The organism is Vibrio paucivorans (assembly GCF_054053395.1).
The window spans coordinates 1,283,611-1,299,941 of the sequence record NZ_CM133231.1; the positions used below are offsets into that span (position 1 = coordinate 1,283,611).

Sequence of the window (16,331 nt, forward strand, 5' to 3'; positions counted from 1 at the left end):
CCCTTAGAAGATTGGCACTTCATTCCCCCCTCTTTCGCCAGCCTTGCCTATATTTATAACTCTTATGCAAAGACTCGGTTAAAAACCAATACTTTTGTAAAGATAAGGTTAACCGACGGAATTATTTATACGTACGTTAGTCTATAAATTTTCAATTTATCCATAACGGGTGAGCACACACGCCTCACTCGTGACATATCCAATAATAAAGCGGAGATAGAAATGCGCTATTTGGCACTTTCTTTAACAATCCTTAGTACGAGCGTAGCAGCGGCAAAACCGGAGCCTTTCCCAACTCAGCCGAATGATGTCGGTGACAACTTTATGGTCAGCGCAACCAACCCATATGTGACCAGTACGGGTTACCAGATTCTAAAGCGCGGCGGTAACGCAATAGACGCCATGGTCGCCATGCAAATGGTGATGTCGGTAGTCGAGCATGATATGACCGGTATTGGTGGCGGTACTTTCGCACTGTATTACGATGCCAAACAAGATAAGTTCCACGCTTTTGATGGCCGCGAAGAAGCGCCATCCAGCGCCAGTCCAGATATGTTTATGGAAAATGGCGCGCCTATCGAGCGTAATGAAATCCTCGGCCCACGCTCTGTAGCCGTACCTGGCACCTTGCGTTTGATGTACCAAACCCACCAGCAATACGGTAAGTTGCCGTGGCAAGAGCTACTTGCTCCAGCCATTGTTCTTGCGACCAAAGGCTACGCGATGAATAGCTACAGCTACGACATTGTGGTGCGTGAACAAGACCGAATGATCAAAGACCCAGAGATCAAAGCGATGTATTGGCAAGGCGACACCATCAAGCCAACGGGTACGTTAATGAAAAACCCGAAAATCGCCGCCACCCTCACCAATATTGCTAAATATGGTGACAGCTACCTGTACGGCGGTGAGTTTGGCCAGCACATCGTTAAAGAAGTGAACAGTCGCCTCGGTGAAAGCGACGCTAAACTATCTTTAGAAGATTTCAAGAATTACCAGGTTAAGCAGCGTGAAGTGGTACAAAGCGACTATCGTGGTAACCACATCTATTCGTTCGGTTACCCTGCTTCGGGCGGTTTGATGGTAAGCCAAACTTTAGAGATTCTGGAAGATTACGATATGGGCAGCATGTCGATGACCGATGCTGAACCGTGGCGACTAATGGTAGAAGCCATGCGCGTGACCAAAGCCGACCGCGTAAGCTATGCCGGCGATCCAGATTACGTGGAAACCCCAACACAAGCGTTGCTCGGTGAGGAGTATCTTGATGACAGAGGTGAGCTGGTCCCAGAAAACGGTGCAATGGAGAAAAACCCTCCAGCAGGTGACGTAAAGCTCTCTGGTGAGAAGCCCGCTCAACATCAGGGTTATGAAAGTAACGATACTGGCCATATCTCAATTGTTGATAGCGAAGGCAATGCGATCGCAATGACCAGTACCGTTGGCACGGGGATGGGTTCAGGGGTGATGGTTGACGGTGTAATCCTCAACGCCCAAATGGCCAACTTCTCCAGCGCACCAGAATTTAATGGCAAACCAGCACAAAATGCCATTGAACCTGGTAAACGCCCTCGCTCTGCGATTACGCCAACCATGGTGACAGATAAAGACGACAATCTCAGACTGGTTGTAGGCTCTCCGGGCAGTGCGCAAATCCCTGGCTATGTACTAAAAACACTGGTTGGTGTTTTAGATTGGGATCTATCTGCTCAGGACGCGATTGATTTACCTAACATTCAGTACGGCATCAAAATAGATCGTACCAAGCCATACAACCCGACTGGGCTACTGGTTGAAAAACGCACCTTTGCAGAGATGTTTGTACCAGACTTCCAAGAGCTTGGTTACCCAGTACATGTCATTCCTGTAGTCAGTGGGCTAAATGCGATTGAACTGAAAGACGGCAAGATTTACGGCGCAACCGATCGCCGCCGCGCTTCCACATCTTTGGGTGAATAACGCATTAAGCGCTAAGCAATAAAAAGGGTGCCATAAGGCACCCTTTATTTATCCCGGCATAACAACTAAGCCCAGCGGCTCAAGCAACTGTTGCTGCTGCCATTCACAAATTTTCACCCCTGTCAGATCAACGCGCCTCACATCGAGTCCCTCTAGGTCGGCGTGAGTTAAATCGCAACCCTGCATATTAAACTGCCCCCAACTTTCAGGTGAAAAAGTCCCACGGCTCAAGTCAGATCCTTTGAAGGAGGCTCCGAACAAGTTAGCTTCCGTCCAACGATTTTCAAACAGTTCTACTTTCTCTAGGCACAATCGCTCCAAGTTTGCGTAGGACAAATTGCACCCGCTGATATACGCACTACAGAAGTAAACCTGATGACTGATTTGATTGGAAAACAGAGCCTTAGAAAAATTGGCACCTTTAAGATCGCAATCTCTCAACTCAATGGCAAAACAATCTGCCCCAGAAAAATTCGCCATAGATAATTGGCAATCTTTGAAGCTCGCTTCTTTGAGGTTAGCGTAAGTGAACTGGCAGCCTTCAATCATACCCGGCTCGATAAAGCTACAATCTTCAAATTGCGCTTCACGCAAGTCCGCTCGGCTAAAGTCACACTGATAGAACTTGCAGCGCTTGAAGGTCGCATAACTCAAATCCTGCTTCGAAAAATCGTGGTGCTGATAAACGTGATCCACTCTGTTCATAACGTGCTCCTGTATCTGATGTCGGTAAGGCTATCACCTCAACTTATTCGAATCATCAAAAATAAAACCTGTGAAAACAGTCATTTAAAAGCATGCGAAATCGCGATTTTAAGGCACCAAACAAGCTCGGAGATGGCCCTATTTTGTTTTCTAGAGCCGCTACAGAGATGAAAAAAGTTTTATTCAGTACAGAGCTTCACAGTCCACTTTTCATTTTGGCCATGGGTTAACCAACCATTACTGGTTGATTTGACGTATATAGGCAAAAATATCTTTTACATCGTTTTCGCTCAGCACACTTTTCCAAGCGGGCATCCCTTCATTGCCGTTGAGTACTGTATCCATCAGCTCTGCCTCCGACTCCCAAAACGAAGTCAGGCCGTCATAGATGTTTGATGGTGCTTCACTTAACGCTTTACCTGCCACACCATCACCATGCCCTTTTTCACCATGGCAAGACACGCATAACGAAGTAAACTGCTGTTCTCCGTTAGCAAGGTCGGCGCTTAACACCTGACCGGACATTACCAACGCCAACACCATCGTGATTCTACCCATCGCCTTTTTCATCGTTCACAGCCTCATCTAATAACATACTGTGCGATATCTTAAGGGGAAGCATGTGGAAGTAATGTGAAAGGGTAAATAGGCAGGGCACAGCAGTGATACGATGAAGAAAGTGCCGACGCTAGGGAAACGTCGGCACTATGTAAGGCTAGTCGTGCGGTTTAGTGCGGAAAATCGTTTTGTACTCGAGCACATTTTCAGGGCATACGTCGATGCAGCGGCCACAGCTCATACAGTTTTGATCCATCACACGTCGGTCTCCCTCTTTTAATGGTTGACGTAGAACATCTGGCTCAGGGCACACGTTGTAGCAGTCCATACACTTGGTACACGCCTCTCGGTTGGTTGCGGTAATGCGTAGCATGCTCTTACGGCCTATCACACCATAGGTCGCACCTAGGGGACATAAATGCCCACACCAGCCATGGTCAACCAATAGCAAGTCGACGATAAACACCAGAAGGATAAGAACCCACCCAGCCCCCATGCCAAACAATATCCCACGATGCAATGCAGCAACCGGATCGAGCCAGCTCCATATCATAGTGCCAGATACCGCGCTGCCAATGAGCACTGCAAACAATAACCAGTAGCGCAATTGAGCATTCCAGCGAAAGCTTGCTTTGATTTCCAGTTTTCTCTTCAACCACGCAGCTGTGTCCGTAACAACATTCATCGGACACACCCAGCCACAAAATGCCCTTGGGCTCAAAAGGGCATAAAAAACGACCACCAGAGAAAAGCCCAATATTGCATTGAGCTCTGGGACATGTCCACTCGCTACCACTTGCAAAAACATCAGTGGGTCGGTCATCGGTACTGTGTCTAGCAATAAGCTAGATGACAGATTGCCTTTGAGAATTCCAACTGTTGGCCCCAGAAGAAACAGCCCCATTACCGTGAACTGGCAGGCTCGGCGCAAAATGAGAAACCGATGAGCATGCCACCAGCCAAGTTTTTGCCGCGCTTCTTTACCCGCATCTTTCGCAAGATTTTTCGCCATTATTTGCTTCCTCCGAGTGTTTCAAGCGCACCGGAAGGAATGGCACTACTGTCTGGGCGACTGTTGCCTAAGGGCTTATTAATCTCCTCCCAACCCAATTGGTAATGCGCGCCCATTTTCCCTTTGGCTAACTCAGTTGGAATGATTTTGATTGCAGCCACTTCGGTGACACACGCCTGCTCGCATTTACCACAGCCAGTGCATTTATCGGAATGTACAGTTGGGATTAACTTGGCATGATAGCCAGTACGTTCATTGCGAATGTGCTCAAGCGTGATAGCTTCATCGACCAGTGGACACACGCGATAACACACATCGCACCTTAACCCCTGCCAGTTAAGACACGACTCGTGGTCAATCAATACCGCTGTTCCCATGCGAGCGTCATCTATGTTCGTCAGTGAGTGATCAAGTGCGCCACTTGGGCATGCCACGACACACGGTATGTCTTCACACATTTCGCAGGGGATCTCACGAGCATTAAAATAAGGCGTGCCCGACTCGACTGAAGAGAGCAATGTCGCAAGTTTAAGCGTGTCGTAAGGACAGGCTTGAACACACAACCCACAACGGGTGCACGCTTTTTCAAAGTCGCCTTTCTCTAACGCTCCCGGCGGACGGACGGGCACACCGCTGCCATCTCTTGCTTGGCTCTGCACCGATTGCAAGCCAAATACAGTCGCCACCGCACCAACACCCGCAGCTGTACGCGCTGCATCGCGTAAAAAACGGCGACGACTTTCTGAAGTTTTCGCTCGAGGATTGCTCATCACACTATCCCTTACACACCCAATAGACTCAGTGCAAGTCATCGGCATGCTAGTTGTCATTGCTCTAATAATTGTAGGAGGATCACCGGCAATGTATGCGAATAACGCAACAGATCTACTACCCCAAAAGAGTAATCCAAGATTTGATTGAGTCAGATCAAGACAGCAGAGTGGTTGAGCTCAAAAATTGACAAAAATTCGGTTTAAAGCTGGAACAAAGCAAGTTGTAGGCTAAAGCCAACAAAGATGATACCGCAGGTAAAGTTCATCCATTTCGCTGTGCGCTTTTGTGTTAGCCATTGCTTCAATGTGCCCGCCATCAAAATGACCACCATAAACCAGCTCGCCACGACAGCGGCTTGCAACGCACCAAGCATCAAGCTATCGCGCATTACGGCTTGTTTGTCGACAAATTGAGGGAAGATCGACAAATAAAACAACACTATTTTCGGATTGAGTAAGTTGGTGAGCAGGCCTTTAACAAAGTGCTGTTTCATTTTCCGTTTCGCGGCTTGTGGGATCACTAACGTGCCATCTTCCGCTTTCAGCGCCACTTTAAAATGGTTGTAGCCAAGCCAGATTAAGTAACCGACACCAATCCACTTTAGGCCTTGGAATGCCCATGGTGTCTGGGACAACACCAGACTCATCCCATTGGCGGAAATAAATGCATGGAACAAAAAGCCAAGCGACACCCCCAATATGTTCACCACCGCGAACAGCTTGCGTTGGGTTAACGCAGTGCTTAACACTAGCAAAGCGTTAGGACCGGGAATGACAGCAATAAAGAATACGATGACAACAAACGCTAGAATGCTTTCCACACCCATTTACGATTCACCTACAAGATTAAAAACTGCGGAAGTGTACTCTGAATTAGCATAAAGCCAATACACAATAATCCGTTTTGCCCACAAGATATCGCTACTCCACATTCCGAATAGAGGGTGAGGTAGCCTCTCGATATTAGCCAAACGCTAAGTGCATTGACCAAATTAGATATTATCATTAACAAGCCATATAATAATATTTTGTTATATCCAAATAACGTAAAGAGAAAGCGTTCCTATTACTGGCAAAGGCACCCCGATATGCTCAACCCAATTTGGTTAAAGACCTTTAAAACTCTGGTTGAAGTTGGCCATTTTACTCAAACGGCTGACACGTTATTTATGACTCAACCCGGTGTAAGCCAACATATCAAAAAGCTTGAACAAGCATGCGGCCATGCCCTGATCAAACGGATAAACAAGAGCTTTGAACTGACTGAGCAAGGTAAGCAAGTTTACGACTACGCACTTCAGTCAGCCGAGCGAGAACAACAGCTTTTGCATAGCCTGAGTGAAGACTCTCCCTACGCTGGGCAATGTACTATTTCGTGCTCAGGTTCTTTTGCCCTATGGCTATATCCACAACTACTCACTCTACAACACCAGCATTGCGATCTTTCCTTCCAACTGGAAGTCGCACCAAACCAGCGAATTTTGGACAACATCCAAAACGGTTTCACCGACTTAGGTATCGTCACCGACACCGCTCACAGCCACCTTTTTAGCTACCAAGCCGTTGGGGAAGAACCACTATGCTTAGTGATTGGCAAGCAGCATAAGAGCAAACCTGTCACGTCCGATCTACTGAAAGAACTGGGTATGATCGCTCACCCCGATGCCAAACATTACCTTGCGATGTACAACGAACGTTGTCACTCACCAGAGCTGCAAGGCTTGGAGGTTGAAAGTATTGAAGTAAGCAGTTACATCAACCAGCTCAGCCAAATTCTATTGCCTGTTTCGCAAGGCATTGGCTTCACCGTACTTCCGCAGAGTGCCATCGATGCCTTCCCAGACAAACACCAGTTGGTCATCCACCAGCCTGTTTCAGCGGTGAATGAAACGCTCTACTTGGTACACAAGAAAAACCGCGATCTGGCGAAACGCTACCAGACCATCCAGGCATTAATTACACAACGGGAAGTAACACTCCAAAACCAATAAACAGACCTCCGCTGATTTTATTCAACAACGCAGCCTTACTTTGTAGATGACCACGCATGGTGTGGGCACTGGCAACTAATAGATATTCGACGCAATATTCCACCGCCACAAACGTTGCCGCCAGGACTAACCACTGCTGAATAAAACCGATATTAGGGTTGAGGAACTGGGGCAGAAATGAAGCAAAAAACAGTAGTACTTTGGGGTTGGCGATCGCGGTCATGAAACCAGTTTTAAACAGAGTATAACGGCTGGTTGCACTGGTCTTTGTCTCAATGTCCATTCCCTCAGCTCTTTGTTTCAACAACTTGTAGCCGAGCCAAATCAAGTAACCGCCACCGAGCACTTTCATCACGATTAAGATCGATTCAGAAAGGCTTAAAAGCACGCCTATTCCACTCAACGCTAGAGTGATCAACAAGCTAAAACCCACCACACCGCCTAACACAGTATATTTTGCTTGTTGCCGGCCATACGTTAGCCCATGTGTCAGCGCCAATAAGCCGTTCGGCCCGGGAACTAAACTCACGCCAACAACGGCAACCAAATAAATCAACCAAACTTCGAACTGCATCTCTATTCTCAATAACTATTGGGATAAGTCACAAGTCTACGAACAAATCGAGTTTCCCCTTGGTATAAAATGGACACATATAGGTAATATTTAGACATTCAAATTGATATTGGCTTTTGATTCATGGTTGCCACACAACTTCCCACACACTTCCCTACGCTACGTTTTGCGCTGTTACTTCTAGAAGATTTCGCCATGCTGCCATTTGGTGGTTTCATCGATAAGCTAAGATTTACCGCAGATGAAGCAGACAGTAGTCAGCAAAGGCTATGCAGTTGGAAAGTGGTAGGACACCAACAGCAAGTACGATCCAGCTCTGGAGTGTTGTTGAATATTGATCAGCACGTTGACGACATTGAATTGACCAAAATCGATTACCTCGTGATCTTTGGCAGCCGCACCGCTAAACAAGCCATCGAACAATCCAACCAATATGGCGATTGGATTAAACGAGCAGCGGCTAACGGAACACCTTTGGTCACCTTAGACAATGGCAGCTTTTTATTAGCGAAGTTAGGGCTTTTGTCCAACCACGAAGTTGCAATCCATTGGCGTCACGAACAGGAATTTCGCTCTATGTTCCCCAAGCTGCGCGTCACCAGCGACAAACTGTACCAATTCGACGGTAAGCGCATCACCTGCGCGGGTGGAAGCGCCAGTATCGATCTCGCGGCGGAAATCTTAGCCAAGCACTTTGACCAACCACGAGCGCTTAAAGGCTTGGCTGATATGCTGGTCGATGAGACTCGTGAACCGGTCCATATTCTGCGTTCAACTAAAGACGAATATCAGCAGGACTCCATTCTCAATTCCGCCATCCGACTTATGCGGCTCCATCTAGCAGACGCTACTAGCCTCGAAGAAATTGCACAACGAATAGGAATAAGCCGCCGACAGCTGGATCGTAAATTCCACGCTTTCACCCAGCAAACCGCTCACCACTACTGGCTCGATATGAGGCTAGATTACGCGAAATGGCGATTAGTCAACTCGACGCTAACTCTCTCTACGATAGCCGATGAAATAAATGTCAGTGACGCCAGTTACCTTTCTAAGCTGCTAATGAAACGTTTTGGTCAAACGCCCAACCAGATCCGCATTAAGAACGGCTTGGAGAAACCAACACAGATGTAATGTACTCAGCATGGGTGCTCAAGTACTCAATATCACGAAGGTAGCTCAGGTGATGGCCATCTGCGAGGTTATCTATGAACGCGGTATTACCCTGCTCTGCTTGGCTATGCATGTACCCCACCAGCGCATCTAGCCTCTCCTTCATAGCTTCAACCAGCCCCTCGCACTGCTGTGGTGTTGCGCCATAGGCATCGCAAAACAGCTTGGCTCTGTGTGATTGGCTATCAATGTTTCCCAAAGAGTCATTAGAGCCCGTTTTGAATGGCGCCCAGCAATAAACGGCGTAGGCGAGATCCCATAATCTCGGAGCGGGATGTGCTGTATCAAAATCAAACACACCGGTGACTTGGTTTTCTTTCAATGCCACGTTGTAAGGCGAAAAGTCTCCGTGAACTATCACCTCTTCGGGTGTTCGGCTTGGCAACATCCACTCTAGATTCTGGGCACGATTTTCTGAAACAAATAAAGCGCTCACATCATGAAAACGGCGTAACAGCTGACCTGCTGAGGTTAGTGCTTGATCGCTAGCGATAGCCCCGACAAGTGGGTAATTGTAGACATCACCCACCACATAGCTGAGTGTTTCGCTGGAATCCGTTGCCTCGATAACCTTCGGGCCGGCATCAAAGCCATTTCTGGCAAGATAATCCAAAAAGCAGTGAACACTTTTGGACCACTGTGTAAGTGGACGAATCACCGTCTCTCCGTGCTTAAAAATTGCGCCTTTTCGGCCGCCACTAAGTTCCTGCTTATCCATCTATTATCCCACTTTTAATAGAGATAACGTGTTCATCGGAATCAGGCGTTTCAAACCACGTCCAAAACATATCGAGCATCTCTGGTGTCATTTCGTAGGCCTTGTTTTCTCGCTGGCTATTACGTGACAAGGCTCGTTGTTGGCAGGTTTCGAAGTCCACATCCAGATAATGCAGCTCCGCTTCAAGGTTATGCTGATTTGCCCACGCCAGCATGGCCACGCGATCGCTACGGCGCCACAAACCATAGTCAAAAATCACCGAAACATTCAGTTCAATCATCTCCAACGCGGAGCGCTGAAAAAGCTCAGTAAGAGTGGCAAGACGAGCGTCAAACACTTCTCGCTCCATGTGTTCACCGTAAAGCGGGATCATCCATTCATCAATCGAATAACGAAAAGCCGGCTCAGTGTCCGCCAATTGTTTTGCATAGGTGGTTTTACCGCTGCCGATAAAGCCACAGATAAATATCACTTTCGCCATCTCACTGCCTCATTCAATCACAGCACTCTATCGCCTCAGAGATCGATAGAGTGTTGTTTACACTGTAAATCTAACTTACGTGTTTTACTTAGCTTGCGCCTCGGCTTTAATAGCGCGCATCAGCACCGATGTATCCATGCGGCCATCACCTGCGGCACTTAATTGCTTGTATTGCTCAACCGATTTTTGGGTTAATGGCAAAGTGATATTTTGGCGCTCAGCTTCGTCTAAACAGAAGCCCAAATCTTTGATCATCCAATCGATAGCAAAGCCAAAATCAAACTTATCTTGTGCCATCGTATTGGCTCGGTTTTCCATTTGCCATGAACCCGCTGCACCATTTTTCAGGCAATCAATAAGAGCAGGGATCTCTAAGCCAGATTTCTCGGCTAAAATAAGCCCTTCCGCCAACCCAGCTAATACACCCGTGACACAGATCTGATTGACCATTTTCGCGCGCTGCCCTTGACCTACACGCCCCATCAATACCGATGACTTACCGTAAGCATCAAACACAGGTTGCAGCTCATCAAACACGCTTTGTTCACCGCCGCACATGATAGTTAATACGCCATTCTCAGCGCCCGCTTGACCACCAGACACTGGTGCGTCCATGAAGCGCACACCAGCGGCAAGAGTCGCCTGTTCCAGTTCTTCCGCTAATAATGCCGACGTTGTGGTGTGGTCAACAAGAATGGCTCCAGCTTTCATCGCTGCAATGGCGCCAGTTTCACTGGTTGTCATGCTACGCACATCGTCATCATTACCCACGCAAACCAATACCACATCGGCCTCTTTAACACATTCGGCTACAGTGCTCGCCGCATGGCCTTGGTACTGTTCAGCCCAATCCAGCGCTTTATGATGAGTACGATTGAATACCGTGACGTCAAATCCTGCTTTCGTTAGATGCCCTGCCATTGGAAAGCCCATCACACCTAAACCAATAAAACTTACTTTCATGTTGTTCTCCATTATTTGACGGGTTGCGATTTCTGCGCCAGTTGAACCCCTTCAATCAAAGCATCGATGAGTAATGTCAGTGCCTTGGGTTGATATTTTCTTTCTTTGTAAACCAAATATGCCTGCCTGTCGCTGCGGTGATATTGCGGCAATATTTGCACTAGATTCATCTGAGATGATACATGCCTATAGGGTAAGGAAGCGATTCCAATTCCTTTCTCTGTGGCCTGTACTACAGCATGGATATCATTCACAGTTAACTTGGGGCGAATGGACACCATTTGGATCAGATCTTCCTCTTTGTAGACAGGTATTTGTAGTAGGTGGTCGACACAGATCCACTCATGTTTTTCGAGATCATCAGGCTGCGTAATCTCGGGATGAGACCGCAAATATTCAGGGCTGGCAAAAAAGCCATGTTGAGCTTTGAATAGAGGACGAGCGATCATCCCTTCTAAATTACTGATGTCAAAAGTCATCAGTAGATCGCGATCAGTTTGCGGCACTGCCTGCTCTTGGCTGAGCACCAGATCGAGTTGCACTTTAGGATACTGTGCCAGAAAGCTCTCTATGATTTTCCCAACAAAGCCATCATAAAAGTTATGCGGAATCGCCAGTTTGATCCGCCCTTGAATGGCCTCTCTATCGGTTAGAATCTCCGTAAATGCGGCTTGAACCGATTCCATGCCGCTACTGAGCGCCTGAAAGGCTTCCTCACCCGCTAAAGTCGGGACAAGTTCCCTACCCTGCTTCTCCAATAAACGAACATTGAGTCGGGCTTCCAGTGCAGTTAAACGGCGTGACATCGTCGATACCGGCAGCTGAAGCTTTTTGGATGCCGACAGCAATGAGCCTTCTTCGACGACAGCACAAAACAAGAACAGATCATCAATATTTCCAAATATGGAATTCATAGTTCTAGATCTTCCTATTTTTTTCATTAATGGATAGTTATAACCTTTCTACATCAAAGTTCAACCAACCACAACTCAAGGGTAAATGACTATGAATAAAAAACAGATGTGGTTAAACACGGTTTTGTCTTCCTTGGTAATGGCAGCCATCATGTCTGGAATCATTTCAGGAATGCGTATGGAGTTCAGCCCTGAGTGGCCGCCGATTTGGCTACAAAGTTTTACGTTATCTTGGCCAATCGCGTTGATGTTAGGGCTTACTGTTTTGCCTCTCATTAGGAAGTTTTCAGAATGGGCAACAAAGCCAAGAAAACAAGACAAAAGATTACCAGACTCGCTAGAGATAGCTCAGCTACAAGGGACACAACTACGAGTGGAGCAGCAAGTTCGTTAATGTGCCGCGTCCATTAATCATTAGGAAAAATATAGGCCAACCGATGGTGTTGGCTAAAAACACAAAAGCCGGGCATATTGCCCGGCTTTTTCGTTTGTTCACATTCGCTGATTACAATTCAGCGTTGTGGTAAACCTGCTGCACATCATCACAGTCATCCAGCATGTCTAGGAACTTCTGGAACTTCTCAGCATCTTCACCCGATACAGGAGTGTGCGTTTGAGGAACAAATGTGATTTCTTCAACGTCGATAGTCAGATCTGGGAATGCACCGTTTAGCGCAGTCTTGGTTTTGAAGAACTCAGTGTGAGGAGCAAATACAGTAATTACCCCCTCTTCTAGCTCTACGTCTGTTACGTCTACGTCGTCCATCATTAGCGTTTCTAGGATGATCTCATCATCGTCGCCTTTGAACTGGAATACCGCTTGGTGATCGAACATGTGAGAAACAGAACCTTCAACACCGATTTTCGCGCCTGTTTTCACAAAGCACTGGCGTACATCTTGGAAAGTACGGTTACCGTTGTCAGTCAGACAGTCAACAATCACACTTGTGCCGCCAGGACCAAAACCTTCGTAGCGTGCTGGTACATAGTCTTCACCGCCGCCACCTGTTGCTTTATCAAGCGCCTTGTCGATAACGTGCGCTGGTACTTGGTCTTTTTTAGCTTTAGCGATCAGGTGCTTCAGAGACAAGTTCATGTCTGGATCTGCGCCACCGTTTTTCGCGCACATGTAAATTTCTTTACCGTATTTGGAATAAACTTTAATTTTTGCGCCTGCAGTTTTCGCCATTGAGGCTTTGCGCACTTCAAAACTTCTTCCCATCGGGATCTTCTCTCTAATTCAATTTAATGCGAAGGATTTTAGCAAAATGTAGGACCTTTTCAATTTCCTACTCTGCTGAGACATGAGCATTCTGCGCTAAGCGACGCCCATCACTCGTTTGTACTTTTCAATGGATTGATCGAACCATGCTTTTTCTTGCTCATCAACAATCTTGTCGCGCTGCTCGATGATTTCTTCAGGGCCAGCTTTCGCTTCTCTGAGCTTCCAAACCAAGAACGAGGCTTGCTTATCTAGCTCTACTTTGTTCTTTTCGTCAGCAGGTAATAGTGAAAGATTGATCGACATGGTGCATACAATTCAATAAATACGTGGGCACGAAATATAGCATAGTGAAAGGGAAAAATAAGGGATTTTAGATCAATAAACGCTGAAAATAAGAAGGGTGACATCAGCTGTCACCCTTACTATTGTTAGTTGCAATCACTTCTAGTGGAGCAAACCCAACTCCCGCGCTTCTTCGATGGATAAGCCACTTTCACGAATCTCTCTTAATGCTTCAATGCGACGACGAGCTTCGGCTGACTTAACCTGTTTCACAGGCTTTTGAGTTTCTACTTCTTCCGTGAAGTCCCACTTATTTGCAATGTTAGTCATTTCGTCATGGTCTATAGAATTAATGGACATTGTTACCTCCGAACGAACCATGTAAGGGACAGGTAATCTGTAGCAAAGCCCCAAATTCTTGTTAAGAAAATTTGGTTTAGAATGTGATGAAAGTATAGGTTCAGAAAGCCAATTAATATTTCGCTCATTAAACCTTTGCACCCCTTAAATTGTAGACGTACATTTAAGGGATTACCCCTGTAAAAAGTAAGCTGATCTGGGTCTCATTTTCAGACTGAGGTTCAGTGGTTCTTCCCTCACCGTTTCACCTTTGTTCCAGCCGTTTTTTCGAGTGACTTCACCTTTCAAGAGCGTGGTTGTTTTACGAAACAAAATAACAGTTAATGATAATCATTATCTTTTGTATTTAATGAGAGTCGTTATGAGTAAACCAGAGCTTGAGCATGCCTTCCACCCCGACCCAGTCCTCCAAGTGAGAGAGCTGTGTGTCGACTACATCACGGACAACGGAGATTTTAATGCCGTCAATTCCGTCAGCTTTGATATTGGCAAAGGAGAAATCTTTGGCCTAGCGGGTGAGTCCGGTTGCGGAAAGAGCACCATCGCATTTGCGATTAATCGCTTACATAAGCCGCCGGCATTCATCTCAGGTGGCCAGATTCATTTTAATGGTCAAGACTTGCTGAAACTATCAGACAAAGCGATTAACACGCTGCGTTGGAGTGAAATCGCAATGGTCTTCCAAAGCGCCATGAACTCCCTCAATCCTGTTCTGACTATTCAGGAACAATTTGCCGATGTACTCAGGCATCATAAAGGCATGACCGACCAGCAAGCCAAAGACAGAGCAGAAAAGCTACTGGACTTGGTCAATATACCTCGGGAACGTCTATCTGAATATCCGCACCAGTTTAGCGGCGGTATGCGCCAACGTTTGGTGATTGCCATTGCGCTTTCACTCAACCCAAAACTGATCGTCATGGATGAGCCCACCACCGCTTTGGATGTCGTGGTACAGCGCGAGATCTTGCAGCAAATTTATCAACTGCGTGACGAATTTGGTTTCTCGGTACTGTTCATCACTCACGATCTTGCCCTTATGAGTCAACTTTGCGATCGCATAGCGATCATGCGAAATGGCGAGATCGTGGAAGTTAACGCGTCGAAAAAGATCCGCAACCAACCTCAACATGCCTATACCCAAAAGCTGTGGGCCTCTTTTCCAAACATTCATGAAGCGAAACATGCGCAAGGAGAACCGGCATGAGCAAACCAATCATCGAAGTCAAAAACGTAGTCAAAGAGTTCACTATTGGTGGTGGGTTTGCCAAGCAAGAACGTTTCAAGGCACTGCAGGGCATCAGCTTCAACCTTCATGCTGGTAAAACGCTGGCGCTGGTTGGCGAGTCTGGCTGTGGCAAGAGTACCTGCGCTCGGTTGATGACGAAAGTCTACCCCGCTACGGAAGGAGAAATCCTATTCAATGGCAAAAACATCAATGACATCACCAGCCGAAAAGAACTGTTGGATTACCGAAGCAAGGTTCAAATGGTCTTCCAAGACCCGTTTGGTTCCCTAAACCCAACCCACACGATCGCCCATCACCTGACTCGTCCGTTGAAGATTCACAAGCAGGTAGCGTCAAACAAAGACATCCCAGCTAAACTCAATGAGCTTCTTGAGATGGTGGAACTTGCTCCCGATACCTTGGAAAAATTTCCTCATCAGCTCAGCGGCGGCCAAAGGCAAAGGGTCAACCTAGCACGCGCCCTCGCGGTTGGTGCAGAAGTCATTCTGGCTGATGAGCCGACATCAATGCTGGATGTGTCGATTCGTTTGGGCGTGCTCAATCTGATGCAGCGAATGAAAAAAGAGCTAGGAATTGGCTTTTTGTATATCACCCATGATTTAGCCACCGCTCATTACATCGCCGAGGAGACGGCCGTAATGTATAAAGGCCAGATCGTAGAATGGGGCGACACTCAATCGATACTGACCAACCCACAGCACCCTTACACTAAGCTGTTGATTTCAGCAGTGCCAGATCCCGACTTACCATTTGGTAATTTGGTTGAGAGTGAACCAAACTATTCGATAGACGCCGACAATATCCGCAGTAAAAGTTCACAATTTGAAACTGAGTTTGATCAAGTCGGACCGAACCACTTTGTTAAACATCATTTTGAAAGCAAAGGAAAAAACGTCGCATGATGCAATTAGATACTTGGGTAAGTCACATCAGTGACTGGTATCAACAGCGGAAGCATGATCAAGTCTCCGATCTTGAATCATTGATCCTATCCGCACCTGATACGGTTTGGGGGCCAAGCATTACCGATCTGCAAAGCAAAGCGATCGCCTGTTGGTTAGATGGCTGCCTACGTATCTTTCATCACCATAGACACACTCAGCCAGATAAGGCGTTTCAGTATCTCCAGTTAGCCTACAGCAAACTCCAACACTGTGTTTGTCAGCCATTGTCGGAGCTAGAACTAAAAGACTGGTGTATGAAGCGGATGCAGCACCTGACGGTACTATCACTTGAGTTCTGTAATCAACAGCAGCCTCATTCTTGGCACAAGCAATCCCAAGCGCTGGTGGAAGCACACGTAAGCTTTATGGCTTCACAGCACTGGAACGATGATCAAGGCAAAACAGCAAATACGCCTTCACTGCATTAACCGTTCACTGTATATAATAACC

20 protein-coding genes are annotated in these 16,331 nt (G+C 46.8%); 7 read left to right on the top strand and 13 right to left on the bottom strand.

What is annotated here, in order from left to right; all coding sequences use genetic code 11:
* Positions 1-222: 222 nt before the first annotated feature.
* On the top strand, positions 223-1,959 hold the full coding sequence (gene ggt, locus ACXABW_RS21200) for a gamma-glutamyltransferase (RefSeq protein WP_457525437.1): 1,737 nt from the start codon (positions 223-225) through the stop codon (positions 1,957-1,959).
* A gap of 48 nt (positions 1,960-2,007) precedes the next feature.
* On the opposite strand, the gene ACXABW_RS21205 is transcribed toward ggt, so the two are convergent.
* From ACXABW_RS21205 to ACXABW_RS21225, 5 genes are all read right to left on the bottom strand, one after another.
* Positions 2,008-2,664 carry a Qnr family pentapeptide repeat protein gene (locus ACXABW_RS21205; RefSeq protein ID WP_457525438.1) on the bottom strand — a complete coding sequence of 219 codons (657 nt, stop codon included), beginning with the start codon at positions 2,662-2,664 and terminating at the stop codon, positions 2,008-2,010.
* A 237-nt stretch (positions 2,665-2,901) separates the two neighbouring features.
* The gene (locus ACXABW_RS21210; RefSeq protein WP_252032746.1) at positions 2,902-3,234 is read right to left on the bottom strand and encodes a c-type cytochrome; all 333 of its coding nucleotides are present in this window, start codon (positions 3,232-3,234) and stop codon (positions 2,902-2,904) included.
* A 145-nt stretch (positions 3,235-3,379) separates the two neighbouring features.
* Entirely contained in the window at positions 3,380-4,234 is an 855-nt protein-coding gene (gene napH / locus ACXABW_RS21215; RefSeq protein ID WP_457525439.1) for a quinol dehydrogenase ferredoxin subunit NapH, read from the bottom strand.
* Positions 4,234-5,004 carry a ferredoxin-type protein NapG gene (gene napG / locus ACXABW_RS21220; RefSeq protein WP_457525440.1) on the bottom strand — a complete coding sequence of 257 codons (771 nt, stop codon included), beginning with the start codon at positions 5,002-5,004 and terminating at the stop codon, positions 4,234-4,236. Before napG ends, napH begins: the two co-directional genes overlap by 1 nt.
* 203 nt (positions 5,005-5,207) lie before the next feature.
* Complete coding sequence (locus tag ACXABW_RS21225; protein WP_457525441.1) at positions 5,208-5,834, bottom strand: LysE family translocator; 627 nt, start codon at positions 5,832-5,834, stop codon at positions 5,208-5,210.
* Between the two features lie 261 nt (positions 5,835-6,095).
* Between ACXABW_RS21225 and ACXABW_RS21230 the strand changes: the two genes are divergently transcribed.
* Positions 6,096-6,998 (top strand): LysR family transcriptional regulator, encoded by a 903-nt coding sequence (locus tag ACXABW_RS21230; RefSeq protein ID WP_457525442.1) that lies wholly within the window; start codon positions 6,096-6,098, stop codon positions 6,996-6,998.
* On the opposite strand, the gene ACXABW_RS21235 is transcribed toward ACXABW_RS21230, so the two are convergent.
* Positions 6,964-7,572, bottom strand: a complete 609-nt coding sequence (locus ACXABW_RS21235) for a LysE family translocator (RefSeq protein WP_457525443.1) — start codon at positions 7,570-7,572, stop codon at positions 6,964-6,966. The genes ACXABW_RS21230 and ACXABW_RS21235 overlap by 35 nt on opposite strands.
* Before the next feature lie 123 nt (positions 7,573-7,695).
* On the opposite strand from ACXABW_RS21235, the gene ACXABW_RS21240 reads away from it, so the two are divergent.
* A complete protein-coding gene (locus tag ACXABW_RS21240; protein WP_457525444.1) occupies positions 7,696-8,706 on the top strand; it encodes a GlxA family transcriptional regulator in 1,011 nt (336 codons plus the stop codon).
* On the opposite strand, the gene ACXABW_RS21245 is transcribed toward ACXABW_RS21240, so the two are convergent.
* The 4 genes from ACXABW_RS21245 to ACXABW_RS21260 form a co-directional block, all read right to left on the bottom strand.
* Entirely contained in the window at positions 8,672-9,463 is a 792-nt protein-coding gene (locus ACXABW_RS21245; RefSeq protein WP_457525445.1) for a phosphotransferase enzyme family protein, read from the bottom strand. The two genes, ACXABW_RS21240 and ACXABW_RS21245, sit on opposite strands and share 35 nt — an antisense overlap.
* Entirely contained in the window at positions 9,456-9,944 is a 489-nt protein-coding gene (locus ACXABW_RS21250) for an AAA family ATPase (protein WP_457525446.1), read from the bottom strand. The genes ACXABW_RS21245 and ACXABW_RS21250 overlap by 8 nt, the downstream gene beginning before the upstream one ends.
* An 84-nt stretch (positions 9,945-10,028) precedes the next feature.
* A complete protein-coding gene (locus ACXABW_RS21255) occupies positions 10,029-10,907 on the bottom strand; it encodes an NAD(P)-dependent oxidoreductase (RefSeq protein ID WP_457525447.1) in 879 nt (292 codons plus the stop codon).
* A gap of 11 nt (positions 10,908-10,918) precedes the next feature.
* Positions 10,919-11,821 carry a LysR family transcriptional regulator gene (locus ACXABW_RS21260; protein WP_252032770.1) on the bottom strand — a complete coding sequence of 301 codons (903 nt, stop codon included), beginning with the start codon at positions 11,819-11,821 and terminating at the stop codon, positions 10,919-10,921.
* A gap of 91 nt (positions 11,822-11,912) precedes the next feature.
* Here ACXABW_RS21260 and ACXABW_RS21265 point away from each other — a divergent pair, with 91 nt between their 5' ends.
* On the top strand, positions 11,913-12,215 hold the full coding sequence (locus ACXABW_RS21265; RefSeq protein WP_457525448.1) for a DUF2798 domain-containing protein: 303 nt from the start codon (positions 11,913-11,915) through the stop codon (positions 12,213-12,215).
* 111 nt (positions 12,216-12,326) lie between these two features.
* On the opposite strand, the gene ACXABW_RS21270 is transcribed toward ACXABW_RS21265, so the two are convergent.
* The 3 genes from ACXABW_RS21270 to ACXABW_RS21280 form a co-directional block, all read right to left on the bottom strand.
* Positions 12,327-13,043 carry a YebC/PmpR family DNA-binding transcriptional regulator gene (locus ACXABW_RS21270; RefSeq protein WP_252032775.1) on the bottom strand — a complete coding sequence of 239 codons (717 nt, stop codon included), beginning with the start codon at positions 13,041-13,043 and terminating at the stop codon, positions 12,327-12,329.
* 96 nt (positions 13,044-13,139) lie between these two features.
* Positions 13,140-13,349, bottom strand: a complete 210-nt coding sequence (locus tag ACXABW_RS21275) for a DUF3283 family protein (protein ID WP_252032778.1) — start codon at positions 13,347-13,349, stop codon at positions 13,140-13,142.
* Between the two features lie 141 nt (positions 13,350-13,490).
* Positions 13,491-13,688 carry a PA3496 family putative envelope integrity protein gene (locus ACXABW_RS21280; RefSeq protein ID WP_252032781.1) on the bottom strand — a complete coding sequence of 66 codons (198 nt, stop codon included), beginning with the start codon at positions 13,686-13,688 and terminating at the stop codon, positions 13,491-13,493.
* Positions 13,689-14,049: 361 nt separating this feature from the next.
* On the opposite strand from ACXABW_RS21280, the gene ACXABW_RS21285 reads away from it, so the two are divergent.
* From ACXABW_RS21285 to ACXABW_RS21295, 3 genes are read left to right on the top strand one after another with little or no spacing between them, the layout of a single operon-like run.
* On the top strand, positions 14,050-14,895 hold the full coding sequence (locus tag ACXABW_RS21285) for an ABC transporter ATP-binding protein (protein ID WP_457525449.1): 846 nt from the start codon (positions 14,050-14,052) through the stop codon (positions 14,893-14,895).
* The gene (locus ACXABW_RS21290) at positions 14,892-15,839 is read left to right on the top strand and encodes an ABC transporter ATP-binding protein (RefSeq protein WP_457525450.1); all 948 of its coding nucleotides are present in this window, start codon (positions 14,892-14,894) and stop codon (positions 15,837-15,839) included. The genes ACXABW_RS21285 and ACXABW_RS21290 overlap by 4 nt, the downstream gene beginning before the upstream one ends.
* Positions 15,836-16,309 (top strand): transcriptional regulator, encoded by a 474-nt coding sequence (locus tag ACXABW_RS21295; RefSeq protein WP_457525451.1) that lies wholly within the window; start codon positions 15,836-15,838, stop codon positions 16,307-16,309. Before ACXABW_RS21290 ends, ACXABW_RS21295 begins: the two co-directional genes overlap by 4 nt.
* Positions 16,310-16,331 lie beyond the last annotated feature (22 nt).